Source organism: Halocynthiibacter sp. SDUM655004, assembly GCF_026015885.1.
GTDB lineage: Bacteria > Pseudomonadota > Alphaproteobacteria > Rhodobacterales > Rhodobacteraceae > Falsihalocynthiibacter > Falsihalocynthiibacter halioticoli.
On sequence record NZ_JAPDUG010000001.1, the window covers coordinates 433,604 to 459,970 of the forward strand.

Genomic DNA, 26,367 nt, shown 5'->3' on the forward strand with positions numbered 1-26,367 from the left:
CCTCGCTATTTTAACTGCCTCTTGCCGCCGATTTTTCGGCTGACATTTTTTGTAATTGCAAGAATCGTAACACACGGGATTCACTTGGAGAAACTCTTTTTTCAGAACAGTTGAATCGCTGGTGAAAATTTGTAACAGGCTTGATTTAGTGGCGCCTTGCCGCTCAACCGCTACATGTGTCCATGCTGGCGGGGTGAATGCCGAATATTCGGGAAATAGGCGGAATTTTGGGGGCGTTGCTCTAGAAAAAAGGTTGATATTTTATTCAATTTTGGTCGAGCAAACGGCGCCTTCCCCTTTTCACCAGCGGTAGAGGCTCTATATAATCTGCCTACACGTGAATTGGATTGCCTAAAACGTCGATGGAATTTTTTACCACATATATGATGGCCGACGACGACGCACCCGAAGATGGTGACGCCGGAGTTCTGACAAAGACAGTACAGAAGACCGCTCGGCCTCCGATGTATAAAGTACTGCTGCTGAATGATGATTACACGCCGATGGAGTTTGTGATCTACATTTTGGAGCGGTTCTTTGGCGTGTCTTCGTCGTTGGCGTATGAAATCATGCTGACGGTCCACAAAAAGGGCATTGCTGTGGTCGGAGTGTTTTCCCACGAGGTGGCGGAAACCAAGGTTGCGCAAGTAATGGACGCTGCGCGCCAGAATCAACATCCGCTGCAATGCACGATGGAAAAGGAATAGGGGCGCGGCCCCCGTTATGCAAAATCAACGTATCACATTGAGCCTTGAGGGGGGCGGGTTGTCCCTTCCCGAAGAGGGGCAGATTCTCGTTTTCAACGCAACGCCCGAGAGCGATCTCGATAGCTTGCCTAAAGAACGTGTTGTTGCGGTTCAGGGTTTCAAGCCGGATTATGATGCCTTGGCGGGCGCTGGATATTCAGTTGTTACCGCACCTGAGGGCACCTATGCGATGGCGATTGTGTTTCTTCCCCGTGCAAAGGCGGAAGCGCGTGCGATGATCGAGGCCGCAACACGGTTTTGCCCAGATGGCCTCGTTGTCGTCGATGGCCAGAAAACAGATGGAATTGACGGTATCTATAAGGCCTGTCGCAAGGTAGCCGACTGTTCATCTGCGTTTTCAAAATCCCATGGCAAAACCTTTTGGTTTCCCGCCGTGCACGCCTTTGAAGATTGGGCCGCTCCGCAAGATCCCACCGAAGTTGCGCCAGGATTTGTTACGCGTCCCGGCGTGTTTTCTGCGGATGGCATTGATCCGGGTTCCAAAATTCTGGCGGATCTATTACCGGAAAAACTGGGTGCTGATGTAGCAGATTTTGGCGCGGGGTGGGGCTGGCTTTCTGCTCAGGTTTTGACCAGAGAGAGTGTGAAATCGCTGCATCTGGTTGAGGCCGATCATGCCGCATTGGAATGCGCGCGTGAAAATATCGCCGACCCACGCGCCGAATTCCATTGGGCCGACGTAACGCGATATAAAAGCCTGCCGGCGTTTGACACGGTCGTAATGAACCCGCCGTTTCATACCAGCCGAGCTGCCGATCCTGCGATTGGGAAGGCATTTCTCGCTGCTGCTGCGCGTTTCCTGAAACCGCGTGGGCACCTTTGGGTCGTGGCCAATCGGCACCTGCCATACGAAGCTGACCTGAATGAACTTTATCGCAATGTCGAAGAAGTCGGCGGTGATAATCGGTTCAAGGTTTTCCACGCCAGCCAACCCGCGCAGAAAACTCGCAACATCTGATAATTCTGCTAGTCTCCACCGAGAATCGGGACCGAACCAAGAGGCGCCAATATGTCATTTTCGATTGCCGGAAAAACAGCCATCGTTACCGGAGCTGCCAATGGCATTGGCCTCGCGGTTGCCCGCCATTTCGAGCAAGCCGGCGCGAACGTAATGTTCGCTGATGTTGACGATGAGGCGCTTGAGGCCGAGCTTGGCGATTTGCCGGATGATGGCCCTGTGCGCTTTTTCGCCGGAGATTTGCGAAAGAAGCTGACGATCGCCAATTTGCTTTCGGCCACAATCGATGCATTCGAGACGATCGACATTCTCGTCAACGGTAGCCGCCAAACGATGGTGTCATCGCCGCTAAATCCGCTGGATGACGGCGTAAGCAAGCTCCTAGAACAGAACTTGATGACCTCGCTTCGCCTGAGCCAAGCTGTAGCAAAGCGCATGATTAAACAGGCTAAAGAAAGCGGACAGGAAGAAGGCTGCATCGGATCGATCATCAACATGTCGTCGATCTCTGCGCAGCGCATTCATCCTGAATTGCTCGCCCATTCGATCAGTTCAGCCGCGGTGGACCAGATGACACGCGGACTTGCTGTAGCCCTTGCGCCGGAGCGTATTCGGGTCAATTCCGTTGCTTTCGGTAGCGTCATGAGCGCAAGCCTTAAAAAGACACTTAGAGAAGATACCGAGCTTCGCGACGATATCATCGCCCACACGCCGCTCGACCGGATCGCAAGTGCTGCCGAGATCGCCGAGACATTCCAATTTTTGGCCAGCGATGCGGCGGAATTTATGACCGGCCAGATCGTAACACTCGATGGGGGGCGTTCGCTCCTCGATCCAGTGACCTCATTCGCACATTAAACGGCGGGGTTTGCCCGCGTCTGAAGAGTTTCGTTATGGACATGATGACCGAAGAAAAACGCCGTGCGGCAACGTGGTTCCGCACCTTGCGAGATGAGATTTGCGCCGCTTTTGAGCAATTGGAAGAGACGCAGGAAACCGGCCCATTTGCTGGGAATCCAGCTGGAAAGTTCGAGCTTCGTGAAACGAAACGCACAGCGGATGACGGCTCTGATGCGGGTGGTGGCCTTATGTCCGTTATGCGCGGTGGTCGTGTTTTCGAAAAGGTTGGCGTAAATATTTCCGAGGTTTACGGCGAACTTGGCGAGCGCGCGCAAACGGCAATGGCCGCACGTAAAGGGTTTCCTGAAATGAAATCCGATCCACGGTTCTGGGCGTCGGGAATTAGCCTTGTTGCGCATATGCAAAACCCGCATACGCCCGCCGTTCACATGAACACGCGCATGTTCTGGACGCCACATGGCTGGTGGTTCGGGGGCGGTTCCGACCTCAATCCATGTATCGAATATGACGAGGATACCGCGAGCTTTCACGCCGCACAGAAAGAGCATTGCGACCGTCACGATTCCGCTTACTACCCGCGCTTTAAAGAATGGGCGGACGAATATTTCTATATCCCGCATCGCAAACGAGCACGCGGCGTTGGCGGTATCTTCCTTGATGATCACAATACTGGTGATTGGGAGGCGGATTTTGCCTTCATCCAAGATGTTGGCCGCGCGTTCCTCGCGGCTTTCTTGCCCGTCACTGAGCGCCGCCGCAATACGCCTTGGGCAGAAACCGACAAAGACGCGCAGCTTGTGCATCGCGGCCTCTATGCGGAGTACAATCTCGTTTACGACCGCGGAACGAAATTCGGCCTCGAAACCGGACATGATCCCGAGGCCGTATTGATGAGTCTGCCGCCGCTGGCCAAATGGGTTTAGCCGCGCAACGCCTTTAGCATGACATCGACATTTGCGGGATCCGCGTCCGGTGTGATCCCGTGGCCGAGGTTAAAGATATGCGGCCCGTTCCCGAGCGCCTCTTTGATGCGTTTTGTCTCTGAAATCAGTTTGTCGCCCCCTTCGACCATAAGCTTTGGGTCAAGATTGCCCTGAACGCAGCTATCCGGCTGTAGCACCTTGGCCGCCCATTCCAGATCAACCTTCGTATCAATTGCCAAGCATTGCGCGCCGACGGCTTTGGCGAACCCTTCGTATGCTGGCCCTGCTTCACGCGGGAATGCGATGATCGGCACGTTAGGGTAGCGTGCATTTAGTGCCTGAATGATCTTTTTGGCAGGGAGCAGAGCGAAATCGTGAAAGTCCTGACCTTTGAGCGATCCAGCCCAGCTGTCAAAAATCTTAACGACCTCGGCACCCGCTTCGATCTGTTTTGCGAGATATTCGATGGTTCCGTCTGTGATGAGGTCGATCAACTGCTGAAACGTTGCGCGGTCGGTGTCTTTGAGCGCGTGAGCTGGCCCCTGATCTGGCGTGCCACGCCCAGCGATCATATAGGTTGCAACGGTCCATGGCGCCCCTGCGAAACCAATAAGCGTGGTTTCTTTGGGTAGTTCGGACTTCAGGATTTTCAGCGTTTCATAGATCGGCGAAAGGGTTTCGTGGATGGCTTCCACACCGCCCAATGCGTTGAAATCACTTTGGTTTGTTATGGTAGAAAGCCGTGGGCCTTCTCCCGTAACGAACCAAACTTTCGCGCCGAGCGCTTGGGGCAGTAGAAGGATATCGGCAAAGAGGATCGCGGCATCAAACCCATATCGGCGAATGGGCTGAAGCGTGACTTCGGCGGCAAGTTCGGGGTTGTAGCAAAGCGACAGGAAATCGCCAGCTTCGGCCCGAGTAGCGCGATATTCAGGCAGGTAACGCCCCGCTTGGCGCATCATCCAAACCGGTGGTACGTCCTGTGTTTCGCCAGCCAATGCCCGAAGCAGCTTCTTTTGTTCCGCCATGTTTCGCCCTTCCATCAAATCTCTGCAGTCACCTTTCGCGTTGAGGCTCTGATGTCAAGGTGTGCGGCGAATCTGACCTATTGTCAGGCGGATATGCCGCGCGTAAACACGGGGCATGACACATGCACTCCCTTCTCCCGACGCCCCCCTTAAAATCGGCACGCGTGGTTCGCCTTTGGCTCTTGCACAAGCGCATGAAACACGTGCGCGCCTGATGGCGGCACATGATCTTCCTGAAGAGGCCTTTGAGGTCATTGTGATTAAAACCACCGGTGATCGGGTACAGGATCGCGCGCTACGTGAAATTGGCGGCAAGGGGTTGTTTACCAAAGAGATCGAAGAGGCGCTGCTGTCGGGCGGGATTGATATCGCGGTTCACTCGATGAAAGATATGCCTGTGGAACAGCCAGATGGGCTGGCTCTCACGACCTATCTTCCCCGCGAAGATGTGCGCGATGCGTTCATTTCACCCGAGTTCAACGGATTGGCCGACTTGCCAAATGGCGCGGTTGTTGGCACGTCCAGCTTGCGCCGACATGCGCAGCTCAAACAGGTGCGCCCTGACCTTGAGGTTGTTGAGTTTCGTGGCAATGTGCAAACGCGTTTGCGCAAGTTGTCTGAAGGCGTCGCGACGTGTACGTTTTTGGCGATGGCGGGCATCAACCGTTTGAAAATGAACGAGGTTCCTGCAACGCCAATTGATGTGAACGATATGCTCCCCGCTGTTGCACAGGGTGCAATTGGCATCGAGCAACGGCAGGATGACAGCGCAGTCTCCGAGCTTCTTCAGCCCATTCATGACGCGCCAACAGGCCAACGCCTCGCCGCAGAGCGAGCATTTTTGGCCGAGCTTGACGGGTCTTGTGAAACACCGATTGCTGGGCTTGCAGAACTTGGTGGTGCGAATATCCGTCTTCGTGGTGAGATTATCCGCCCCGATGGAAGCGAGAGTATTTCCGGCGAGATCTCTGGCCCAATAGTGGACGGTGCATCTCTTGGTCGTACTTTGGCCAAACAGTTGCGCGAACAAGCGCCCGCTGATTTCTTTGATTGGCAGACTTAGGGAAGCAGCTTCCCAGGGTTCATGATGTTCTGCGGATCAAGCGCCTGCTTGATCGCGCGCATGGTTGCAAGAGCGACCGGATTCTTGCGCCGCGACATAGAAGCAAGCTTGGATGCACCAATGCCATGTTCGGCAGAGAAAGCCCCGCCAAGTTCCTGAACAACATCCTCTACGGCTTCGGTGATCGCGTCATGGCTGACATGCGCGCTTTTGCTTGGCCACACGGTATAGTGAACGTTCCCGTCCCCCAGATGGGCCACGGGTAAGGCATCAAATGCGGGATCAAGCGCTGCCATCCGCGCTTCGATTCGTTCAAGGAATGCGGCAACCTTATCAAGTGGAACCGAGATGTCGTGGTTTACAAATGGCTGCTTGTGAAAGGCTAATTCGGCCGCTTGCTCTCGCCGCTCCCACATTTCGCGCCGTTGGGCCTCATTCTGGGCAACAGTCGCATCAAGGATTGCGCCATTTTCGATCATCTCGCCAAGGATCGTTTCAACCATCGCGACAATTGGGATTTCACCGGCCTCATCCGGCTTCGTATCGCGCGGGGCGGTGGCGCCTACTTCGAGCATGATGTTGACTGGATAGGTGGTTTCAAAGGGCGGACGGGCCTGTGGAAATAGCTCTGCGTGGAGGTCCATGTAACGGGCTGGCATGTATTCAAATGCCTCAACAGCGCCACCGGTCTCTTTTTGGATTTTGTTCAAAAGCTCAAGGGCAATGGATAGGTCGGACAGGGCAACCATGGCTGTTGCGAATGCGGCCGGTGTTGGTGTGAGTTTCAGTGTCGCAGCGGTAATGATACCGAGCGTGCCTTCGGCCCCGATGAATAAATCCTTGAGGTCGTAGCCGGAGTTGTCTTTGTGAAGTTCCGTCAGAAGATCCATGATCTCACCCGATGGCAATACGACCTCTAGTCCAAGGCAGAGTGCACGCGTATTTCCGTACCTGACCACGTTGGAACCGCCCGCATTCGTGGCCAGATTCCCGCCGATTGTGGCCGAACCTCGCGCCCCGAACGTGAGCGGGAAGCTTAGCCCATGCTCGGCGACGGCGTCATGCAAATTGGCCAGAATGACGCCCGCTTCAACTTCGGCAAGGCGGGCTTCAGTGTTGATTTTGCGCACGCGATTTAACCGCTCAAGAGAGAGTAGAACCGCACCTTCAGAGTAGGTTGCTCCGGTGAGGCCGGTGTTGCCGCCGATCGGGATCAACGGCGTTTTGGTTTTCGCCGCAATCTTGACGATCTCGCTCACCTGTTCTGTTGTGTTTGGCCGCACAACACAAAGCGCATCACCCTTGTATTTGTTTGTAAAATCAACGGAATACCGCAATGTGTCTTGTCCGGTTAGAACATGGTTCTCGCCGACGATTGATTTAAAGAGCGGCAGTGATTCCATTGCGGTTGATCCTTTTTGGTTTGCGGCGGATTGTTGCGTAAAAATATCGTGATGACCAGTGTTTGAAGGCCATTAATTCGCTTGCCAGAGGCTGGTGTCTTTTTGCTGGATCAGGCATAATGCATACATTGGAAACTTATCATTGCGAGCAGGAAAGACTCTGTGTCTGAAATCAAGCAAACACGCGTAACCGATGCCTATAACCGGCTTAAGGAAGAGATTCTGACAAACCGGATGCCGTCTGGGTTTCAAGCGCCTGAACCAGAGATTGCCGAGCTTCTTGGCATGAGCCGTACGCCTGTTCGCGAGGCGCTCATAAAACTTGAAGCAGAGGGGCTCGTTCAGCTTATTCCGCGCCGTGGTGCACGGGTTCTTCCCGTATCCACCGAGGATATGGCCGAGATTTACGAAATCCTAACGGCGCTTGAGCCCGAAGCGGCGGCTGCGCTTGCGCGTCGACGCCCTGGCAAAGACGAGCTTGCCGGAATGGAAGCCGCGACACAGGAGATGGAAACCGCGCTTGAAGCGGGTGATCTTGAAGCGTGGGCCGATGCAGATGACCGTTTCCATCGGCTGTTGCTTGAACTTCACGGAAACAAGCGGATGCTCGGGATGGTTTCGCTCTTGTTTGATCAGGCCCACCGCGCACGGATGGTGACTTTGCGGCTGCGCGAAATTCCCAAAAACTCCACACGGGTTCATCGCGACATCCTCGAAAAAATTGCCGAGGGCGATGATGTTGGCGTAGCGGAGCTCTTTCGCGAGCATCGCAAAGATGCTGCGCGTGAGCTGCTTGATATTCTTGAAAAGTTTCGGCTGCCGCGTCTTTAAACACGGCAGGCTTTCCCCTCTTTAGGTCCCCATCCTAGTCGAGGAGTACGCGTGGCAGCCACAGCGCAATTTCTGGGAAACGCATCACCAAAGCCAGACCTGTTAGCTGCAACAGGACGAATGGGATGATTCCCGCGTAGATTTCCTGAATTTTGACCGATTTCGGCGCGACCGCTTTGAGATAAAACAAAGCGAAGCCAAACGGCGGTGTCAGGAAGCTGGTTTGCAGGTTTACCGCGAGGAGAATTGCGAACCAGTAGGTCATTTCGAATTTGCTCACGTGATCGCCAAAATCCATTTGGGCGATGATCGGGGCAAATACGGGCAGCACGATTAGTGTGATTTCAATCCAGTCAAAGAAGAAGCCCAGAATGAACACGATCCCCATAATCAGGAACAGCAGCCCCCATGCGCCAAGTCCGAGCGAGTTGACGAGGTCGATCACAAGATGATCGCCACCGAGCGCGCGGAATACATAAGAGAACAGCGTTGCACCGATGAATATCCCGAAGATCATCGCGTTGGTCAGCGCAGTACTTTCCACAACAGTGGCGACTGTTTTGTAATAGGATTTTAGCTCTGCCCAGAACGAACGTTTTGGGGCTTCGAAAACATGGTCCGTTGGTTCGAGAGAAAACTCCTGAATTCCCACAGATGGCAGGACAACAAGGTTGATGAACCCGAGGAGCAATGCCCCAAACGCGCCAACCCCTGCCGCTTCAGTTGGGGTGGCAAAGCCACCAAGGATCGAGCCAAGAACCATACCGATCAAGATAACTGGCGGAACAAAGCTACGGATCACCATCCAGAACACACCCCAACCCGTTTGGGGCCCGAGCATACCATCGAGACGCGGCGCGAGCTTTGGATTCATCCAACACCGCACAACGATATAGATCACATAGAAACTTGCGAGCATGAGGCCGGGGAAGACCGCGGCCACGAACAGGTTTCCAACCGACCGCGACAGCAGATCAGCCATAATCACCAGCATAATCGACGGCGGAATCAGGATGCCTAGCGTACCCGAAGCGGCGATTGTGCCTGTCGCGAGGGAGTGGTCGTATTTGCGTTCAATCATAACCGGCAGTGCAAGCAGAGACATCATGATGACGCTGGCACCGATGATGCCGGTTGTCGCCGCAAGGATCGTCCCCATCAATGTCACCGCAAGCGCGAGCCCGCCCGGAACGCGCCGCAACAACACTTGAAGGCAATTCAAGAGATCACGTGCGATACCCGATTTTTCAAGCATTGTTCCCATGAAGATAAACATGGGGATCGCCGTGAGGATCAGGTTGGTCATGATGCCGCCGAATATCCGGTTGGGCAAAAGCATGAAGCGAACAAAAGCGAATTCGCCTACGAGGATGCCGATAAAGCCGAAGGCCAAACCGACACCGCCAAGAATGAATGCCACAGGGAAGCCCGTAAAAAGCAAAGCCCCAAGGGCGACGAACATGAAAATAGGTAGTAAATCGACAAGTACCATTAGTGGCCGCCTCCAAGAAGATTGGCTTCTTCATCGGGCGTGAGTGCGCCGCGGAGGCCTGCGAATGATTTGATGAGCTGCGAGATTGAGGCCAGCGCCAAAAGGATAAACAGGACCAGAAGACCAGCCTTGAGAATCCACAGGTTTGAGAGCCCTGTTTGGGAATCTGAAATCTCTCCGGACAGAAAGGAGCGCGTCATATAGGGCCATGCAATCCAAACGCCGACCGCCGTATAGGGCAGCAAGAAACAGAGGTTGCCGAGGATTTCGATGCGGTATTTGGTTTTGTTGGAAAAACCGTCGCGCAGTAGGTCAATGCGCACATGGGCGTTGCGGGTATAGGCCCAGCCAACGCAAAACACGATAAGGAAGCTATGCAGCCAGTATTCGGACTCCTGAAGCATTGTCGATGTGAAGCCGAAGAATTTGGGAACACCGAAATAGCGGGTCACGACGTCGTAGCAGACAACAAAGACAAGAACTGCGCCAAGCCATCCTCCTACTGTTGCGAAAAACTTGAGTATTCGATCAATTGATCTACTGACGGCGAGAAGACCCTGCATGGCGATATTCCTGTTGTTTCGAGGCGATCTTGATGTCGACTGAATGGATTGGGTGTGTTTTCACACTTCAAAGGCCCAACCGTAAAACTACGGCCGGGCCAATGATTTTCTTCGGTCTAGATCAGTCTAGGTAGCCGAGGTCATTCCAAGCTGCGTATTCTGCGCGGAATGCTTGCAGGCTGTCCCAGGCTTTCTGGAAGTCAGGGTTTGCAGCCGCTTCTTCGGCAACCACTTCATCCCAAGTTGCCTGAAGAGTCTCGAGAATTGCAGGATCCCACTGGTGGATTGTCACACCGTGGCCCTCGATCTCCGCAAGTGCTTTGCCTTGAATCGCTTCGCCTTCGGCAAGCTGGGTCGCGACGTTGGCGCGGCATGCCGTCTGGATGATACCACGCTGTTGATCTGTCATGCCTTCCCATTTCGCGAGCGAGATCAGAAGCTCTTGGTTGGTGGACTGCTGGTGCCAGCCTGGGAAGTAGTAGTGTTTCGCAATGTTATAGAAACCGAGGTTCAAATCGATCGCAGGCATGGAGAACTCGGTCGCATCAATTGTGCCGCGCTCAAGGGCCGGATAGATATCGCCACCCGCCAGAAGCTGTGTGTCGACGCCGAGTTTCTGCATTACCTTCGCACCGAGGCCGAAGAAGCGCATCTTGAGACCCTGAAGATCCTCTACGCTGTTGATTTCTTTGCGGAACCAACCGGACGCTTCCGGCGCGATGATGCCGCAAACTTGCCCGTGAATGCCATTGGCGTGGTAAACTTCATTCATTAGATCTTCGCCGCCGCCGTACCACATCCAAGCGAGGTACTCACCAGCAGCTGGTCCAAACGGAACCGCAGCAAAAAGGTTCAGAGCTGAGTTTTTGGAACCCCAGTAACCTGAAACCGACCAGCCCGCGTCCACGGCGCCAGATGAAACAGCGTCAAAGATTTCGAGCGGCGGAACAAGCGCGTTGGGCTCGAAGAACTCGACCTCGACCTCGCCGCCAGAGATGAGATTCACAGTGTCCTGGAAGCGCACGCCGGCCTGACCCAGCTGGATCAAAGAGCCGGGGAAAGTCGATGGCATGTTCAGTTTTACGCCGTCAGCCGAGGCGGCAGACCCAAGCATTAAGGCAGCCGTTGCTGCCGTTACGATAGTTTTCATTATTATTCCTCCCTGTTGGTTGCCGTAATTTCTTGGAATCACGGGCACACAAAGAATGTATGCATTAAAAAATCCACAGTCAAATATACAATTGCATTTTGGACATTTGAATGGACGTCACGGGAGCGAAATGATGGCGTTGAACGAGGGATTAGTTTTCAGAGTTAGAGGCCGCAGCGCGAAACTCTAAAGAAGAGATTTGCATTAGACCTCTGAGAAGGGCGGCCAATTCGACGAAGCAAACCGTGCCCTGCGAATGATAGTCTTGCTCTAGCGCCAACACTATCGCGCGGAGGCGTCGCAACCCGAAAGTCGCGGCTGCGCCAGATGCCTGATGTAGATCGCCGCGCATGGGTGTCAGTTCGTTTAGGTGGAGAACGCTTTCTAAGCGAGTGCTGAGTGCTTCGATTTCGCTCGTGAATTCGCTCACAAGGAACACCGCACGCTTTTCTCCAAGAAGCTCCACAAACTGCGCCACGACAAGCGCGTCAAGCACTGGAAGATGAGTAGCCTTAGCAATGGCAGCTTCCAGCGTGGCATGCGCAGCCTGATGCTTTGGGTCCATCCGAAGCCTCTGTTCGTGTGTTAATCGCGCAATAGGATGCAGCTTGAGGCATTTCTATTTCGTTAAGTGGGAGCGTCTCATTGGTATAGGACAACGACGCGAAACAGAGCGCTCTCATGCGCACGATATGCCCATTAGCTTTCTGTTAAATCCTTTGGCCCACAATAGGGCAAGGTAAGCTCTACGTTCGGGTAAAACAGCTCTTCGTTTGGGCGCAGGTTGTGCCAAATGGTCATAATGGAAATGCGATGTCACACGGTGAAAGACTGAAATTTCTGGTTGCAGATGACCATGATCTCGTGCGTGAAGCCATCGGCTCTTTCATCGAGTCCGAGGGAGGTGTTGATGTCGTTTTGGCCGCCGATCTGAATGATACGCTTGCGTTGATCAAAGAGAGCGGGCCTTTTGACCTTGTCCTGCTTGACTACAACATGCCTGGAATGCACGGGCTTGAAGGTCTGAAAAACGCGCTTGCCGCAAACCAGCAGAAACCGGTGGCGATCCTGTCAGGCTCAGCTACTAAAGCAATTGCAGAAGAGGCGATTGAAAAAGGGGCCGCTGGGTTTGTTCCAAAGACGCTTGGATCGAAATCAATGGTGATGGCAGCAAAATTCATGGCCAGCGGAGAGGTGTTTGCCCCCTTCAATTTCATGCAAAACCAGAGCGATCCGGAGGCAGGGTACGCATATCTCACGCGGCGAGAGCATCAAGTCCTCAAGGGCATCGCCGCAGGGAAATCTAATAAGGAAATCGCCCGTGATTTTGATCTACAAGAAGTCACCGTAAAGCTGCACGTCAAAACCCTGAGCCGAAAGCTCGACGCGCGCAATCGTACGCACGCCGCAATGATCGGTAGGGATCGCGAGTTGATTTAGACCGAGACAGATTTCATCAGTTCAGATTTTTTCAGCTCTTTCTTTGAGCCAGCCAGAGAAACCGAACCACGTGTCAGAACGCAAAAGTCGTCTGCGAGGTCATAGGCAAAGCTGAAGTACTGCTCGACGAGGATGATCGCCATGTCACCCTGATCACGCAGGAATTCAATGACGCGACCAATTTGCTGAATGATGTTGGGCTGAATGCCTTCAGTCGGCTCGTCCAGCAACAGAAGCTTAGGCTTGGTAATAAGTGCGCGTGCGATGGCAAGCTGTTGCTGCTGTCCGCCGGAAAGGTCGCCGCCGCGCCGCCCTTCCATCTCTTTAAGGACGGGGAACAGCTCGAAAATGTAATCCGGAACGTGATGCTCTGATTTTGGCAAGCAGGCATAGCCAGTCTCGAGGTTTTCTCGCACTGTCATCAGTGGGAAAACATCGCGCCCCTGAGGAACATACGCAACGCCTTTATGCGCTAGGACATTCGCAGGTGGTTTGCCAAGCTCCTCGCCATTGAGGCGGTAGGTGCCGCTGGTGCGCTGATGAGTGCCGGAAATGGCCTTGAGCAGGCTTGTTTTCCCGACGCCATTCGTCCCCATCACGCAGGTGACTTTTCCAACGTCCGCTGTGAGGTCGATCCCATAGAGGATTTGCGATCCGGAGTAATGCAGGGTGAGGTCTTTGATTTCCAGCATGTTATCGTCCCAGATATACGTCGATGACGTCTTGGTTTGCAGTCACGTGGTCAAGGCTGCCTTCGGCCAAAACCGATCCTTCGTGCAGTACGGTCACTTTGCAATTTAGCCGCCGAACGAACTCCATGTCGTGTTCAACAACAACGACAGCACGGGTTTTGGCAGCTTCCTTAAGGATATCGGTGGTTTGCTCACGTTCGGCGAGCGTCATACCGGCGGCAGGTTCGTCTACGAGGAGCAGGCGCGGCTCCTGAGCGAGGAGCATACCGATTTCGAGCCACTGTTTCTGCCCGTGGGAAAGCTCGCCGGAAGTGCGGTGAATTTGCTCGGTTAGCCCGATTTGCTCTGCCAGTTCTTCAACACGTTCGGTATCGCGCTTTGACTTGCGATAGAACAATACCGACCAAGGCTTGCGATCCTTTTTCAGCGCCATGAGCAGGTTGTCAAATACGCTTTGGTCTTCGAACACGGTCGGGCGCTGGAACTTTCGCCCTACGCCTGCTTGGGCGATTTTGGCTTCCGACATCCGTAGGAGCGACACGGATTTCTCACCAAACAGAACGCGGCCCTCATCTGGGCGGGTTTTGCCGGTTACGATATCCATAAAGGTCGTTTTGCCCGCACCGTTCGGCCCGATCACGGCGCGCAATTCGGCATCCGCAATCTGAAAGGAAAGGTTGTTGATGGCGCGGAACCCGTCAAAGGTTACGGAAACGCCGGATACTTCAAGAAGTGTGCTCATTCGTCAGCCTCCTTCTCACGCAGGGAGCCCATATCGGGGCCGAGGTCTGCGCCGTGGCGGTTTGGGGCATGCCGCCCGGTGTAGAGATCGAATAGTCCACCAATACCGCGTGGGGCAAAGAGTGTGACGGCAACAAAGGAGAAGCCAAGCAACACGAGCCACCAATCGACCCATTGGATTGTATAGAAGCCAAGCGGGATGTCAGGTGCTTGCCCGCCCGTGAACCATGTCGACAGAAGCGAAACCAGTGCCGCGCCGATCACGGCGCCATAGAGACGCCCGCGACCGCCGATAGCCACCCAAACTGCGAGGTAGATGGACGCGATTGGCGCCATTTCACCAGGGTTGATGATACCGGCCTGTGGGTAATAGAGCGCGCCAGCAATGGCGGCGATAACAGCGGTCAATGTAAAGACGAAGAGTTTGTACCCCTCAACCGAATACCCAAGGAAGCGTACGCGCGCCTCATCATCGCGGATACCGCGGATTACGCTTCCAAACTTACCCGAAACCACCCAAGCGGCGAGCATATATCCTAGGCCGAGCGCCAGTGCCGAGGCCCAGAAAAACCAAAGCGATACGGTGCTTTGCGGAACATCGTCGAGGCCGGGAAGGTTTTGCAAACCCGAGAGTCCGTTGTTGCCGCGCAGCCCGCTTTCGTTCTGGAAGAGGTAGAGCGAAAGCGCCAGTGTCATGGCCTGCGTGAGGATCGAAAGGTAAACACCTGTTACGCGGCTGCGGAAGGCGAGCCAGCCGAAGACAAGCGCGAGTAGGCCAGGAACAAGTACGACGAAGGCCAGTTGGATCGTAAGGCTGTCAGCGAAACTCCAGATCAACGGGATATCGCTGCCGCCGACCACGCCGAAGATCTGGTTGCCGATAGCATCCGAGATTTCTTGGGCAGTCGGTGGAATTTCAGCCTCGGCCAATGAGTTTGCGACGATTAACTCGGTACGGGCATACATCAGCCACATCCCGATCATATATCCGCCAAGCCCGAAGAAGGCGAAGTGGCCCAGAGACAAGATCCCGCAGTAGCCCCAAACAAGGTCCATCGCGATGGCGATCAGACAGAGGCACAGCGTTTTGCCGAGGGTTTTCACGAAGCTGGTCGAGATCACGCCAGCGCCGAACCCGTCGGCCAGAACCGAAACCGTAAGCGTAAAGAGCGCGAGGCAAGCGATGAAAATCAAGACCGAAGGGTTACGGGCAAAAAAGCTCTTGTTCATGGCTTAATCTCCTGCCGCGCGGCCTTTGAGGGCAATGATGCCTTTGGGCCGGAATTGGATGAATATGATGATAAAGACGATCATGTAGGTTTGAGCGGCAAGCGTATTGGATGGGTTCATCCACTCGATGCCTTTTTGCAATCCGCCGATCATCGCAGCGCCCGCGAGCGTTCCCCAGATGTTGCCGACACCGCCAACGACGACCGTCATGAAGCTTTGTACGATATAGTCGGAACCAAGTTCGGAGGTCACTTTGGCAAAGAGGCCGATGGCAACGCCAGCGATCCCCGCGATCCCCGAGCCAAGCCCGAAGGTGAGCATGTTGATGCGATCAGGATTGATCCCCATCGAAGATGCCATGCGCGGGTTTTGCGTTACTGCGCGGACTTCGAGGCCAAGGCGGGTCCTCTTCATGATAAAGAGGAACAGCACGAGGAACACCAGTGCGAGCACGAAAATTGCGATGCGAATATAGCTGATCGAGACGACATCGTTGAATGTCAGAGCGCCGTCGAGCCACGCAGGAGACGTCAGCGGACGGGCCTGTGTGCCGAAGATATTCTTGGCAAGCTGTTGCAGCGCGACAGAGATACCGAACGTTGCCAGAAGTGTCTCAAGCGGACGATTGTAAAGGAAGCGGATCACGAGCCGCTCCATCGCCACACCGGCAGCAAAGGTCACAGCAAAGGCTGCGGGCAGGGCCACGATGATCGACAACGTATAATCGGGAATGATTTGTTGAACCACATAGCCGGTATAGGCGCCCATCATGATGAATTCGCCGTGGGCCATGTTGATCACGCCCATAACGCCAAATGTGATGGCAAGCCCGATTGCCGCAAGGAAATAAATCGATGCGAGCGACAAGCCATCAAGTCCGAGGTCAATGGCTTGGCTCATTCCAACCTTGAGTTCGATAGAGTCGAGCGTGTCTTGCGCGGCGTCGGTGATCCGGCTGTCGGCGATATCATAGACTTCGAAATACTTATGAGCCGCGACAAGCGCCCTTTGCTCCGCAGCTGAAATAGCGGGCGGGACGATGCCGTTTTCTGCGAGGGTATTGTAAGCCTTAAGGCGCGTCTCTTCGTTTGAGAGTTGCGCAGTTGGGATACCTGCTACAGAGCCTTGATCGATGTTTGCGGCAAGCGCATTGCGGATGTCGTCGCTGCTTGGCACAGGTTGAGCAAGGCCGGAATTCACAAGAAGCGCGTAAGCTTCGTTTTGGCTGAAATCATCGTCACCAGGCTCAAGTTCGCGCGCAATGTTGCCTTCGGCCTCACCAAGTACAGCGATCCGCTTTGTGGCGAGGAGCGGATTAAGTGCTGCACGGGCATCTACACCAAGGTCGCCCTTAAGCGATTGGATGGCGGTAATACGCGCTTCGGTGTCGGTTTCGTATTGGACCGAAAGGAGCCGTTCTAGGCGGATCTTCTCAGCTTTGATTTGCGGATCAGGCTCACCATCAATTGCACCACGCAGAGCGGGAAGATGGCTTGCATTTGGGTCTCGTCCAATTGCGACCAAAGCTTCGCGGCGTTTATCGATGTCCGCATCAAGAAGTTGGAATTGAACAAGCGCTGCGCCGATCAATCCACGCACACCAGAGTTTGGCTTGATTTGTTTCAGTTCTTTCTTGTCGGCTTGACCCTCTGCAGCGCCAGTTACCACGTCAAAGAGGTTATAGGTCGAGCCGCTGTCTTTCTCGGCGGTAAAGAAAGCCTTGTCCGCCTTCCGTTGCCAAAGTTCCTTGGCTTGCCAGATTTCGAGAATTTTCTGGGCCTCAGGAAGACCGGAGTCCCGAAGGGCGGCGATTGCGGGCTCAATCGTTTTGCGAGAGCCCTTAGCGATAGCGGCCTCATGGGTATTCAGGATGTCCTGAATTGTCTCTGCTTGCGACGATTTTGGGGAAATAGTCATGAGCAGGGCCACGAAGAGTGCGAGAAAGATATTTTTCATGACAGCCTGGCTGGAATTTGGGGCAAAGAAGGGGGCAAGTTTCTGCCCCCTTCGTTCATATGAGCGGTGCGATTAGTAGTTGGATTTCAACTGTACGCAGGACTCTGTTTCGACGTTGTACATGCCGCAGCCGAGGTCTTTCCAATCGGACTTAAGAACCGCGGATTCTGGCAGGAAGTCTGTCCAAGCATCGCCAGGAACTTCTTCAGTCTGGCTGATGATGTCGAACTGGCCGTCCTCAAGGATTTCACCGATCAGAACTGGCTTGGCCAGGTGATGGTTTGGCAACATAACGGCTGTGCCGCCTGTGAGGTTCGGGAATTCCTGGCCGTACATAGCTGTGCGAACAGCGTCTACGTCAGTTGTGCCTGCCTCTTCGACAGCGTTCACCCACATGTTGAAGCCGATGTAATGCGCTTCCATTGGGTCATTGGTTACACGATCTTCGCCCATCTTAGCTTTCCAAGCGGCGATGAACTCTTCGTTTGCTTCGCTTTCTGCGGACTGGAAGTAGTTCCAAGCAGCGAGGTGGCCAACGAGGTTGGATGTATCAAGGCCGGAAAGCTCTTCTTCACCAACGGAGAATGCAACAACTGGGATGTCGTCAGCGGAAATGCCAGCAGCGGCGAGTTCTTTATAGAAGCCGATGTTTGCGTCGCCGTTGATTGTCGAGATCACGCCAACTTTTTTGCCGTCTGCGCCAAGCGCAACAACATCTGCAACGATCTTGGACCAGTCGGAGTGACCGAATGGCGTGTAGTTTACAAAGATGTCTTCGGCTGGAATGCCTTTATCTTTGAGATACTGCTCGAGAATTTTGTTTGTTGTGCGTGGGTACACATAGTCTGTGCCGAGGAGGGCGAATTTTTCAACGCCAAGCTCTTCGAGGTAGTAATCAGTTGCGGGGATCGCTTGCTGGTTTGGAGCCGCACCTGTGTAGAATACGTTTTTGGAGCTTTCTTCACCTTCGTATTGAACGGGGTAGAAGAGAAGGCCGTTCAGCTCTTCGATAACCGGAAGAACCGATTTACGCGAAACCGATGTCCAGTTGCCGAACATCACGTCAACTTCGTGAACAGTCAGAAGTTCGCGTGCTTTTTCTGCAAAGAGAGGCCAGTCGGATGCCGGATCAACAACGACGGGAACGAGCATTTCGCCGTTCACACCGCCTTTTGCGTTCTGCTGTTCGATCAGCATCAGCATAGTGTCTTTAAGAGTTGTTTCGGAGATCGCCATCGTGCCGGAAAGCGAGTGGAGGATACCGACCTTGATGTCGGCGTGCGCTGCAGAGGCTACAGTAGCGGCTACGGCGGCAGTTGAGAGGAGTTTCTTCATCATGTCTGAGGTTCCCTGTGTCCTGTGGCATCGAAATCGGTCCGGTGCCTGAGAAAAGGGGTAAAACTTGTGCAGTGTTGCTGTCTGTAACAATTTTTGTGTATATGCGTTGCAAAATACGCAACATACAGAAATGACAACACAGTGCGCCACCTACAAATCTATCGTGCAATTAAGACAATCGCAGAACAGGGATCGTTCCGTAAGGCCTCGGAATTATTAGCAATTTCTCCTTCTGCCTTGGTGCGGCAAGTGAAGGCTCTGGAAGATGAGCTTGGAGCGGAGCTTTTTGACCGGCTCCCGGTTGGTGTTCGGCTGTCGACGGTCGGAGAAATCTATCATCGCCACTTTATTGGGCACCTTGCTGAAATAGAACGCGCAAATGGAATCGTGTCCGACATGAAGGGCATGAGAATCGGGAGTGTTTCGGTGGCGGTAAGTCCGCAAATGGCGATAAGCTTCTTGCCGAATGAAATCGCCCCGTTTCGCGAAGAGCATCCCGGTGTGAGCTTTTCGACCATTTCGACAGGCGGCGAAGAGGCAAACACGATGCTCTTGGCGGGTTCGGCCGACCTCGGCCTTATCCTAGAGCCAACGGAGCGATCCGGTGTTGAGATGCTAGCGAGCAACGACATTTCGCTTTCGCTTGTTTTGCCGATTGGCAGCAAGACAGTGTTGTATCCGCATGAGTTGGAAGACCACGATGTGATCTTGCCAAGTCGCGGGACAGGGTTGCGGCGGCTTTTGGATACGCATTTCGCCTCAAAGCGACTAAGTGTACGCCCTGCTATGGAAGCGGATGTATTGCTGCCGCCGCGATTATCTCCGCGTCCAAGTTTGCAGTTTTGGCCTGCGCTCGGGCTCTCGGCTGATCTGGTTCAGCAAATGGGCGGACAGGTCGGGATTATGAACGGCATGCCACGAACACGGTTGGCGCTGTGCCAAATGGAAGGGCGACCGCTCCCTATTGCAGCGGCGCGGTTTGCGGGGCGCTTGAGTGAAAAGATCGGAGTTTAAACGCCGGGAACCGGTTTGTCGGTGACAAGGCGAAGGCCGAGATGGGCAGGAGGAGTGCCCACCGCACAGCCGCCGCGCGCAGGGTCGCGGGTAAAGATCGACATGGCCGCAACATGCTCGCCGCCCATCCAGAAAGCCGGACAGTTGTCTGCATTAAGGCCCAGTTCTTCGCCGGCATAGCAATCGGAGGTCCATTCCCAAACATTGCCGTTCAGGTCGGAGATGCCAGCGGATGTGGTTTTGAAGCTGCCAGTTGGGCGCAAGCTTCGGTTGATCTGTGGCTCCATGAGATATGCGGACGCCCAAGTTAGCTCCGGATCGGTAAAGATCGGGTCTTTCTTCTTCGGAAGAACCTCGGCGGCCATCTCGTTCCACTCGGCCAAAGTCGGCAAACGGAATTCGTGGCGCGATGTTTCGTTGATCCATGCAACATATTCGTTGATGTCCATCCAGTTCAGACCGGTCGCGGGGTAATCATCGCCTGATTTCCGCTCTCGCATCTGAATACTGCATGCACCAGCCTCATAGCATCGGTTCCATTCTGCGGTGGTGACGCTGAATTTCTGAACATAAACGCGGCGACCATCGGCAAATTCAACAGGCGCCATAAGTGGAATGTATTCGACGTTAGGCCCCCGAAGAGGCCCAACAGTGATCGCAGCCACACCCATTGCCAAACCAGCCAAGGCTGTTAGCCCAAGGATTAGTTTTTTAGAAGCAATAGACATAGCTGCGACTTTCTTAGTGTGTGGCACTTAGCTGCCGATTGGCTGTGGAGCGACGACCTGTTCCATTAGCTCGTTGTCCCATTCGCCTTCGACGACGAAGTGTGCGGATGCACCGAGCAAGGTTGCTTCGATCAAGTTGTGGTTTACATAGGCGTACACACCTGGCTGAAGGAAAGTGTACATCGCTGCACCGGCAGAGCCGCCGCGGATGAACCATGTTTCAAAGCCGGTTTGTGGCGCGTCAGTAAAGCTGCCGCCTTCCCAGAGGTAATCCGCGTGGCCGCCAATAAGGTGAGGACGTGTGTCGCGGTTCGCTTGGGCGTGGATCATAAGGACGGTGTTGCCAACCTTGGATTTCAGCGCATTTTCACCTGTCAAGGCGCCCACGGCACCGTTGAATACGGAGTGAGTTGGGATCAGGCCGCGCATTGCATCGAGTGCATCGGAGTAATCTTCACCAGCGTCTTCGTATTGGATGTATTCGCCGTCTTCGTTCATTGGCAGGTAATAGTCCTGCTCACCGATGTATGCGATTTCGTCGTAACGGAGTGGGTTACCTTCGCCGTCTTTCAGACCGTCACGTGGCAGAACCATTACCGCGCCGTTCATACCTTTACACACGTGGTAAGGGATCATCGCGCCGCCTGGGGCACAGTGATAAACAAACACGCCTGGTTTTGTTGCCTTCCAGCGTAGGACGGTTTCTTCACCTGGGAGAACGTGGGTCAGACCACCGCCACCAAGCGCACCTGTGGAGGAGTGGAAATCGATGTTGTGCTCGAACACAGAGGACTCTGGGTTGGAGAGTGTCAGTTCAACATAGTCGCCTTCATGAACAATGATCAGCGGACCAGGAACAGAACCATTATATGTCAGAGCCCAGACTTTTGCGTCTGTGTCTTCGTCAACGGTCATCAGCTTTTCTTCAATGTCAAAGCGCACTTCGACGATTTTCGGACCACCAGTTGCAACTTGATCATGCTCAGGAGCAAAAGGAGGCATCACCATTTCCTGCTTGACGCGAGGGAGGTGGGAAAGGTCAACGGCTTTACCGGACACTTCTTGTTTTTCAGCAACGGGAAGGACCATGCCTTCGCGTGTTTTTGAGAGTTTAGGAGCAGCGCGTCGTGCGGATGCCATTGCAGGAACAGCACCTGAGAGCATCGCAGCACCTGCGAGAGCGGACCCTGTTAGAACAGAGCGGCGGCTAGGTTTGAAGCCAATCTTTTTAGAGGCGGTCATTTCAATGTCCTTCCAACTTTGCCGCGCTGTCATCGCGCAGCTTCATTCGGATTATTGCCGGATTTTTCCGGTCATTATCCCGACCAGATTCGGTTTGTTCTGGTCGTTGGAAGGGACATTGCTGCAAGAATCATTTGCGCGCTTTGATCGACATCAACCGAATTCTTGACATTGATCAACTCGCTTGAATGGTACAATGGGAGCGGATTTCGTTCGGTGTTAAGATATTGAAAATAGTCATTAAAAGTTAATTAAGTCGCAGCGCGACAGGTTGCCCCGTAGCGCTGCGACTTTCAATATTGGAGAGTTTTTCTCTAATTTATGCGCACGTGAGTTGGCGATAGATTTGCGGTAATGCCGCAGTCAGGTGGTCAGGGTTCGGAATGACCGAGAACCGACCCGAGCCGAACATCCGCGAGAACCAAGCCTTGGATTTGGCGTCAATCGTGATGCCATAGACCGCCGCACCTCCGCGCCGCGCTTCGCGGATCGCCATGCGGGTGTCTTCGATGCCGTGGCGACCTTCGTAGTGGTCCAGATCGTTGGGTTTCCCGTCTGTCAGGATCAGGAGAAGCTTGCGTTGCTGGCTCTGTTTCTGAAGGTCAACGCTGACGTGGCGGATTGCAGCGCCAAGGCGTGTGTAAAAGCCGGGCCGAAGCGCTGCGATCTTGGCTTCGACATTTAGTGACATATCTTCGTCGAACGCTTTGCAGCGGTTCACATAGACACGGTTCCGTTTCAGCGAAGAGAACGAGTTGATTGCAAACGTGTCGCCGCAGGCATTCAGCCCCCAAGACAATGCAGCCATCGCCTCGCGTTCAATTTCGATTACAGGGCGGCCCGCGACAACGCTTTCGGTTGAGCGGGACGTATCGAGCAAGATCGACACCGCCAAATCTCGGGCCTCTGGGCGGGATTGCCGCCAGATGCGGTTGCTGCCGTGGCCGCAGGCCGAGATGTCGACATAGGATCTCACCGCGGCTTCGAGGTCGAGGTCTTCACCGTCTGGCTGGGCGGGAAGGATAACGCGACCAGGGCGCAGGGCTTCGAACTGGCGGCGCACAGCCTGAATACGGCGCTTGGCGCGCGGGTCTGTTTGAAAGGCAGCTTGCGCATCACTCGGTTCGGCGGGCGCGTCAAACACACAGGTGTGGTCCTGCATATAAGCGCCGGTGCGAGCGTCCCATTCAGGATATGTGAACTGTCCCGAAATGGCTTCGCGGTCCACATCTTCGGGCGCGAGATCTAGGTGCAGTTTCAGTTTGGTTGCGGGCGCCTTGCTGATCTGGCCAAGGCCGATTTCTTCTTGATCGTCGGCGGCCTTCTTGGCGTCGTCGTTATCGTCATCATCGACGCGGCGGTTGAGGTTAAGGAACTCTGCCCAGCTTAGGATGCCTTCGAATTTGTGTAGGATTAGGCTGTCTTTGCGCTCCGCTTGATCCGATTTGCGGCGGCGGGCGCGGTGTGTCTTGCCGGAGGTGTTCTCTTCGGGCGTGCCTTCTGTGTCGCGTGTCTCTAGGTCGCTCGGCGCGCTGAATGTTACGTCGCGCAACTCCGGCCAGATTGGCACAGGCTGGAACGGCTTATATCCGCGAGGTACGGGCAAATCGGCGGGAATGTTGCCAGAGAGGGCCGCTTCGTAAAAGGATTTCGCAAGGGCGCGTTCGGGCGTTTCGCCGATCAGGAGACCACAGAGAGCTGCTTCAACGGCAGCTTCGTATTTCGGAAGGTTCGCGATTTTGCGCGCGGCAACGGACGCAGCGGAGAGATCGCGGTGCAAGCCGGCAAGTCCAGGGCAATCCTCAACAACAGCGCCGCACATTTTATGCGCTTCAGAAAGGGCGCGAAGATCGCGTTCGAGCGGGTTCTCGGCTTCGACGTAGCGGCCTGCGTGGGCGCTTGCGGCGGTAAGCCAGAGATAAAGCGCGGCGTTTGCTTCGCGCGCGGGGAATAGGGCCAGTCGAGCGGGAAGGCGTAGGGCCTCCCCGTCGAAACTGGTGCGGGGCAGGGCTTCAACTTCGGTGCCCAAGCGCCGCTTGAAGGACAGCCGGTGATGGCTGCTTTCGTCTTCTGTTGGTCGAATTTCAACGGATGGGGCGCCGCCAAGTGCGCGGAAAAAGACCGCCAGACGCCCCGACACTTCGCCAAGCTCCACAGAGGCTTCGGGATAGCGTTGGGGTGCGTCGATCCGGCTGGCGAGGCCGTGCCAGATCTTGCCTACGGTTTCTTCGGGTTCCCAAGGTTCAAATTCGACAAGGGCCATGATTTATCCAAACACTGCTGTGACCAGATCCAGTAGGCCGGTCTTTACATCTTCGTCATCGGTGAGCGGTTCGATCATTGCTGCTTCGATGGCGCGTTCAATGGGCATTCCTTGAACGACAAGCGTTGCCGCATAAACGATCAAACGGGTCGAGACACCTTCTTCGAGGTCTTGGCCCTTGAGCGCACGCAGCTTATTCGCAAGCCGCACCAGCCCTTTGGCTCGATCCGCATCGATGCCTGTTTCGCGCAAAACAACGTCGATCTCGCGCTCTGCATCGGGGAAGTCGAACGCAACCGAGAGAAAGCGCTGACGTGTCGAAGGTTTGAGCGTTTTAAGGATGTTTTGGTAGCCCGGGTTATAGGATGCCACGAGCATGAACCCATCAGCGGCCTCAAGCTCTTCGCCCGTGCGGTCAATCGGCAGGATGCGCCGATCATCCGTCAGCGGGTGAAGCACAACGGTCACGTCCTTGCGCGCTTCGACCACCTCATCGAGGTAACAAATCGCGCCCTCACGCACCGCGCGAGTTAGCGGCCCGTCAACCCAAACCGTTTCGCCGCCCTTAAGAAGGTAACGCCCGATCAGGTCAGCGGCGGAGAGGTCGTCATGGCAGGCCACAGTATAGAGCGGCCGACCGAGCTTTGCGGCCATGTGGCTTACGAAACGTGTTTTACCACAGCCGGTTGGCCCTTTGAGGAGCAGGGGCAGATTGTTCTCTGCCGCTGCTGCGAATACGTCGCATTCATCCCCTTGCGGGAGGTAGAAAGGGGCGGTTGCCCCTTCCATTTCGAGTGTGTCCTTAGCCATCATTCAGCCGCCTCTGTTGGAGATGCAGAGATAACCTCACTGCGTGGTACGAAAATGGCATAGAGGTACAGGGCCACACCAAGGAACACGACAACGCCAGAGCCGAAGCGCATCCAGTAGAAGAGTGTGAGGTAATCCTGAACATCCATGTAGTAGTCCCCGATCACACGCTGCATGTGGGTCTGGATTGTACCGGCGAAAGTCAGCACGAATGTCATGAAGACCATACCACCAGACATGAGCCAGAACGACGCCATGTTGAGCACTTGGTTATAGGGATCGCGGTTCTTAAGGATCGGCATTGCATAGGCCATGATCGCAAGGTTCAGCGATACATATGCGCCGAAGAAGGCGAGGTGGCCGTGCGCCGCTGTGATCTGGGTGCCGTGTGTGTAGAAGTTCACACCGTGCAAAGTATGCAGGAAGCCCCAGACACCAGCGCCGAAGAACGCCAATGTGGCACAACCAAGCGACCAGAGAAGCGCAGCTTTGTTGGGGTGATCCCGACGACCCTTCCAAACCATCACGAAGGCAAATGCCATCATGCCGAAGAATGGAACGACCTCGAGTGCAGAGAACACAGAACCGAGCCACTGCCAGTAACCAGGCGCACCGATCCAGAAGTAGTGGTGACCTGTTCCGAGGATGCCGGAGAACAGCGCAGCCGCTACGATCACATAGAGCCACTTTTCAACAACCTCGCGGTCAACACCTGTAAGCTTGAGCATCAGGTACGCAAGGATCGACGCCATGATCAATTCCCAGACGCCTTCCACCCAAAGGTGAACAACATACCACCAGTACATTTTGTCGAGTGACAGGTTCTCAGGGTTGTAGAAGGAGAAGAGGAACAGAAGCGCAAGGCCCCAAAGCCCCAACAGAAGGATGTTGGTAATGGCTGTTTTCTTACCCTTCAACACAGTCATTGTGACGTTGTAGAGGAAGATCAGCGCTGCAACGACGATACCGGCCTTGACCCATTTGGGTTGCTCAAGGAATTCGCGACCCTCTTTCCCAAGGAAGAAGTTGCCTTCGAACAGGTTGAACACATAGGTCAGAACCACACCAAGCGTGCCGATCACAAGAATGGCAAGCTGGATATAGGCCAGTTTAGGTGAGTGAATTTCGCGCTCTGCTTCCTCGGGAATAAGGAAGTAAGCCGCGCCGAAGAAGCCCAGCAGAAGCCAGACGATCAGGCTGTTTGTGTGCAGCATCCGCACAATGTTAAAGGGCAACAACTCCGATAGAGTGTTGGGCATGACATAGATCCAGCCCGCCAGCAGACCGCCGAGGATTTGGATTGCAAATAGCCCAAGAGCGCAGATAAAATACGCGTAGGCGATTTTTTGGGTTTGATATTTCATCTCGGTGTCCTTTCCTAGCCTGCCTCGTTTGGCGGCCAGCCTTGGGTGTCAATTGTTCCGGTCCAGAGCAGGAAGTCCGAAAGCGCACGAATATCTTCGTCGCTCAGGTTGAAGTTCGGCATCTGGCGACGCCCTTCGATTCCTGTTGGTTGAGCTTCCATCCAGCCTTTGAGAGCCTCAAAAGCGGTCTCTGGGTCATCGTCCACGCCCCAGCGGATCATCACGTTGCCGACTTCGGGGGCAAAGTACGCACCCTCGCCGAGAATGGAGTGGCAGTTGATGCAGGAATGGTGTTCCCAAACTGCTTTGCCGTGGGCCACGCTTTCAGTGAGGCCTTCGGCATCCGTCGATTCCGTTACGATGTAGTTGTGAGAGTGGATCGAGAGGCCAATAAAGATGGCTATGAAAAACAATGACCCGCCATAGAATATGTTTCGGGCCATGCTTTTGGTCATGACTTCGCGCATTGCGCTCTCCTTCTTCGGAGGGTTTCAGATGGTGCTGAAATGC

Annotated in this window: 25 protein-coding genes; 8 read left to right on the forward strand and 17 right to left on the reverse strand. The window is 54.5% G+C overall.

What is annotated here, in order from left to right; all coding sequences use genetic code 11:
* The first annotated feature begins 362 nt into the window (after positions 1-362).
* From clpS to hemF, 4 genes are read left to right on the forward strand one after another with little or no spacing between them, the layout of a single operon-like run.
* Positions 363-707, forward strand: a complete 345-nt coding sequence (gene clpS, locus N9C89_RS02170; protein ID WP_263952196.1) for an ATP-dependent Clp protease adapter ClpS — start codon at positions 363-365, stop codon at positions 705-707.
* A gap of 16 nt (positions 708-723) precedes the next feature.
* A complete protein-coding gene (locus N9C89_RS02175) occupies positions 724-1,725 on the forward strand; it encodes a class I SAM-dependent methyltransferase (RefSeq protein WP_263952197.1) in 1,002 nt (333 codons plus the stop codon).
* 51 nt (positions 1,726-1,776) lie between these two features.
* On the forward strand, positions 1,777-2,583 hold the full coding sequence (locus N9C89_RS02180) for an SDR family NAD(P)-dependent oxidoreductase (protein ID WP_263952200.1): 807 nt from the start codon (positions 1,777-1,779) through the stop codon (positions 2,581-2,583).
* 35 nt (positions 2,584-2,618) lie between these two features.
* Complete coding sequence (gene hemF, locus N9C89_RS02185; protein WP_263952202.1) at positions 2,619-3,509, forward strand: oxygen-dependent coproporphyrinogen oxidase; 891 nt, start codon at positions 2,619-2,621, stop codon at positions 3,507-3,509.
* On the opposite strand, the gene hemE is transcribed toward hemF, so the two are convergent.
* Positions 3,506-4,537, reverse strand: a complete 1,032-nt coding sequence (gene hemE, locus N9C89_RS02190; RefSeq protein ID WP_263952203.1) for a uroporphyrinogen decarboxylase — start codon at positions 4,535-4,537, stop codon at positions 3,506-3,508. The genes hemF and hemE overlap by 4 nt on opposite strands.
* A 115-nt stretch (positions 4,538-4,652) precedes the next feature.
* Between hemE and hemC the strand changes: the two genes are divergently transcribed.
* On the forward strand, positions 4,653-5,600 hold the full coding sequence (hemC, locus tag N9C89_RS02195; RefSeq protein ID WP_263952204.1) for a hydroxymethylbilane synthase: 948 nt from the start codon (positions 4,653-4,655) through the stop codon (positions 5,598-5,600).
* Here the strand turns inward: hemC and N9C89_RS02200 are convergent.
* Complete coding sequence (locus N9C89_RS02200) at positions 5,597-7,003, reverse strand: FAD-binding oxidoreductase (RefSeq protein ID WP_263952205.1); 1,407 nt, start codon at positions 7,001-7,003, stop codon at positions 5,597-5,599. The two genes, hemC and N9C89_RS02200, sit on opposite strands and share 4 nt — an antisense overlap.
* 162 nt (positions 7,004-7,165) lie before the next feature.
* On the opposite strand from N9C89_RS02200, the gene N9C89_RS02205 reads away from it, so the two are divergent.
* Positions 7,166-7,834 (forward strand): GntR family transcriptional regulator, encoded by a 669-nt coding sequence (locus N9C89_RS02205; RefSeq protein WP_263952206.1) that lies wholly within the window; start codon positions 7,166-7,168, stop codon positions 7,832-7,834.
* A 34-nt stretch (positions 7,835-7,868) separates the two neighbouring features.
* Here N9C89_RS02205 and N9C89_RS02210 read toward each other — a convergent pair whose 3' ends face one another.
* The 4 genes from N9C89_RS02210 to N9C89_RS02225 all read right to left on the reverse strand — a co-directional run bounded on the left by N9C89_RS02210 (position 7,869) and on the right by N9C89_RS02225 (position 11,604).
* Positions 7,869-9,326 (reverse strand): TRAP transporter large permease, encoded by a 1,458-nt coding sequence (locus tag N9C89_RS02210; protein WP_263952207.1) that lies wholly within the window; start codon positions 9,324-9,326, stop codon positions 7,869-7,871.
* On the reverse strand, positions 9,326-9,889 hold the full coding sequence (locus N9C89_RS02215) for a TRAP transporter small permease subunit (RefSeq protein WP_263952208.1): 564 nt from the start codon (positions 9,887-9,889) through the stop codon (positions 9,326-9,328). Before N9C89_RS02215 ends, N9C89_RS02210 begins: the two co-directional genes overlap by 1 nt.
* A 121-nt stretch (positions 9,890-10,010) precedes the next feature.
* Positions 10,011-11,039, reverse strand: coding sequence for a TRAP transporter substrate-binding protein (locus tag N9C89_RS02220; protein ID WP_263952209.1), 1,029 nt, complete (start codon positions 11,037-11,039; stop codon positions 10,011-10,013).
* Between the two features lie 151 nt (positions 11,040-11,190).
* The gene (locus N9C89_RS02225) at positions 11,191-11,604 is read right to left on the reverse strand and encodes an Hpt domain-containing protein (protein ID WP_263952210.1); all 414 of its coding nucleotides are present in this window, start codon (positions 11,602-11,604) and stop codon (positions 11,191-11,193) included.
* 248 nt (positions 11,605-11,852) lie between these two features.
* On the opposite strand from N9C89_RS02225, the gene N9C89_RS02230 reads away from it, so the two are divergent.
* Positions 11,853-12,479, forward strand: a complete 627-nt coding sequence (locus N9C89_RS02230) for a response regulator (RefSeq protein ID WP_263952211.1) — start codon at positions 11,853-11,855, stop codon at positions 12,477-12,479.
* Here N9C89_RS02230 and urtE read toward each other — a convergent pair.
* The 5 genes from urtE to urtA form a co-directional block, all read right to left on the reverse strand.
* Positions 12,476-13,171, reverse strand: a complete 696-nt coding sequence (urtE, locus tag N9C89_RS02235) for an urea ABC transporter ATP-binding subunit UrtE (RefSeq protein WP_263952212.1) — start codon at positions 13,169-13,171, stop codon at positions 12,476-12,478. The two genes, N9C89_RS02230 and urtE, sit on opposite strands and share 4 nt — an antisense overlap.
* Position 13,172: 1 nt before the next feature.
* Entirely contained in the window at positions 13,173-13,913 is a 741-nt protein-coding gene (gene urtD / locus N9C89_RS02240; protein ID WP_263952213.1) for an urea ABC transporter ATP-binding protein UrtD, read from the reverse strand.
* Positions 13,910-15,142 carry an urea ABC transporter permease subunit UrtC gene (urtC, locus tag N9C89_RS02245; protein ID WP_263952214.1) on the reverse strand — a complete coding sequence of 411 codons (1,233 nt, stop codon included), beginning with the start codon at positions 15,140-15,142 and terminating at the stop codon, positions 13,910-13,912. The genes urtD and urtC overlap by 4 nt, the downstream gene beginning before the upstream one ends.
* A 3-nt stretch (positions 15,143-15,145) precedes the next feature.
* Positions 15,146-17,059, reverse strand: coding sequence for an urea ABC transporter permease subunit UrtB (gene urtB / locus N9C89_RS02250; RefSeq protein ID WP_263952215.1), 1,914 nt, complete (start codon positions 17,057-17,059; stop codon positions 15,146-15,148).
* Positions 17,060-17,170: 111 nt separating this feature from the next.
* Positions 17,171-18,433 (reverse strand): urea ABC transporter substrate-binding protein, encoded by a 1,263-nt coding sequence (urtA, locus tag N9C89_RS02255; RefSeq protein ID WP_394358479.1) that lies wholly within the window; start codon positions 18,431-18,433, stop codon positions 17,171-17,173.
* Between the two features lie 144 nt (positions 18,434-18,577).
* On the opposite strand from urtA, the gene N9C89_RS02260 reads away from it, so the two are divergent.
* Positions 18,578-19,450, forward strand: a complete 873-nt coding sequence (locus tag N9C89_RS02260; protein ID WP_263952217.1) for a LysR family transcriptional regulator — start codon at positions 18,578-18,580, stop codon at positions 19,448-19,450.
* Here N9C89_RS02260 and N9C89_RS02265 read toward each other — a convergent pair.
* The 6 genes from N9C89_RS02265 to N9C89_RS02290 form a co-directional block, all read right to left on the reverse strand.
* Positions 19,447-20,178, reverse strand: a complete 732-nt coding sequence (locus N9C89_RS02265; protein ID WP_263952218.1) for a formylglycine-generating enzyme family protein — start codon at positions 20,176-20,178, stop codon at positions 19,447-19,449. The two genes, N9C89_RS02260 and N9C89_RS02265, sit on opposite strands and share 4 nt — an antisense overlap.
* A 27-nt stretch (positions 20,179-20,205) precedes the next feature.
* Positions 20,206-21,420: a copper-containing nitrite reductase gene (nirK, locus tag N9C89_RS02270; protein ID WP_263952219.1), complete on the reverse strand. Its 1,215-nt coding sequence runs from the start codon at positions 21,418-21,420 to the stop codon at positions 20,206-20,208.
* Between the two features lie 319 nt (positions 21,421-21,739).
* The gene (locus N9C89_RS02275) at positions 21,740-23,683 is read right to left on the reverse strand and encodes a nitric oxide reductase activation protein NorD (RefSeq protein ID WP_263952220.1); all 1,944 of its coding nucleotides are present in this window, start codon (positions 23,681-23,683) and stop codon (positions 21,740-21,742) included.
* Positions 23,684-23,686: 3 nt separating this feature from the next.
* A complete protein-coding gene (locus tag N9C89_RS02280) occupies positions 23,687-24,496 on the reverse strand; it encodes a CbbQ/NirQ/NorQ/GpvN family protein (protein WP_317134919.1) in 810 nt (269 codons plus the stop codon).
* The gene (locus tag N9C89_RS02285) at positions 24,493-25,857 is read right to left on the reverse strand and encodes a cbb3-type cytochrome c oxidase subunit I (RefSeq protein ID WP_263952221.1); all 1,365 of its coding nucleotides are present in this window, start codon (positions 25,855-25,857) and stop codon (positions 24,493-24,495) included. The genes N9C89_RS02280 and N9C89_RS02285 overlap by 4 nt, the downstream gene beginning before the upstream one ends.
* Before the next feature lie 14 nt (positions 25,858-25,871).
* Positions 25,872-26,324 carry a c-type cytochrome gene (locus N9C89_RS02290; protein WP_263952222.1) on the reverse strand — a complete coding sequence of 151 codons (453 nt, stop codon included), beginning with the start codon at positions 26,322-26,324 and terminating at the stop codon, positions 25,872-25,874.
* Positions 26,325-26,367: the final 43 nt, after the last annotated feature.

Coding starts and splice junctions, on each gene's coding strand:
- N9C89_RS02275 (WP_263952220.1), bottom strand. CDS start 23,683: ATGGCCCTTGTCGAATTTGAACCTTGGGAACCCGAAGAAACCGTAGGC.
- N9C89_RS02180 (WP_263952200.1), top strand. CDS start 1,777: ATGTCATTTTCGATTGCCGGAAAAACAGCCATCGTTACCGGAGCTGCC.
- N9C89_RS02175 (WP_263952197.1), top strand. CDS start 724: ATGCAAAATCAACGTATCACATTGAGCCTTGAGGGGGGCGGGTTGTCC.
- N9C89_RS02265 (WP_263952218.1), bottom strand. CDS start 20,178: ATGTCTATTGCTTCTAAAAAACTAATCCTTGGGCTAACAGCCTTGGCT.
- N9C89_RS02290 (WP_263952222.1), bottom strand. CDS start 26,324: ATGCGCGAAGTCATGACCAAAAGCATGGCCCGAAACATATTCTATGGC.
- urtE (WP_263952212.1), bottom strand. CDS start 13,171: ATGCTGGAAATCAAAGACCTCACCCTGCATTACTCCGGATCGCAAATC.
- N9C89_RS02285 (WP_263952221.1), bottom strand. CDS start 25,857: ATGAAATATCAAACCCAAAAAATCGCCTACGCGTATTTTATCTGCGCT.
- hemC (WP_263952204.1), top strand. CDS start 4,653: ATGACACATGCACTCCCTTCTCCCGACGCCCCCCTTAAAATCGGCACG.
- N9C89_RS02210 (WP_263952207.1), bottom strand. CDS start 9,326: ATGGTACTTGTCGATTTACTACCTATTTTCATGTTCGTCGCCCTTGGG.
- hemE (WP_263952203.1), bottom strand. CDS start 4,537: ATGGCGGAACAAAAGAAGCTGCTTCGGGCATTGGCTGGCGAAACACAG.
- N9C89_RS02280 (WP_317134919.1), bottom strand. CDS start 24,496: ATGATGGCTAAGGACACACTCGAAATGGAAGGGGCAACCGCCCCTTTC.
- hemF (WP_263952202.1), top strand. CDS start 2,619: ATGGACATGATGACCGAAGAAAAACGCCGTGCGGCAACGTGGTTCCGC.
- N9C89_RS02200 (WP_263952205.1), bottom strand. CDS start 7,003: ATGGAATCACTGCCGCTCTTTAAATCAATCGTCGGCGAGAACCATGTT.
- N9C89_RS02230 (WP_263952211.1), top strand. CDS start 11,853: ATGTCACACGGTGAAAGACTGAAATTTCTGGTTGCAGATGACCATGAT.
- urtA (WP_394358479.1), bottom strand. CDS start 18,433: ATGAAGAAACTCCTCTCAACTGCCGCCGTAGCCGCTACTGTAGCCTCT.
- urtC (WP_263952214.1), bottom strand. CDS start 15,142: ATGAACAAGAGCTTTTTTGCCCGTAACCCTTCGGTCTTGATTTTCATC.
- N9C89_RS02225 (WP_263952210.1), bottom strand. CDS start 11,604: ATGGACCCAAAGCATCAGGCTGCGCATGCCACGCTGGAAGCTGCCATT.
- N9C89_RS02220 (WP_263952209.1), bottom strand. CDS start 11,039: ATGAAAACTATCGTAACGGCAGCAACGGCTGCCTTAATGCTTGGGTCT.
- nirK (WP_263952219.1), bottom strand. CDS start 21,420: ATGACCGCCTCTAAAAAGATTGGCTTCAAACCTAGCCGCCGCTCTGTT.
- N9C89_RS02215 (WP_263952208.1), bottom strand. CDS start 9,889: ATGCAGGGTCTTCTCGCCGTCAGTAGATCAATTGATCGAATACTCAAG.
- clpS (WP_263952196.1), top strand. CDS start 363: ATGGAATTTTTTACCACATATATGATGGCCGACGACGACGCACCCGAA.
- urtD (WP_263952213.1), bottom strand. CDS start 13,913: ATGAGCACACTTCTTGAAGTATCCGGCGTTTCCGTAACCTTTGACGGG.
- urtB (WP_263952215.1), bottom strand. CDS start 17,059: ATGACTATTTCCCCAAAATCGTCGCAAGCAGAGACAATTCAGGACATC.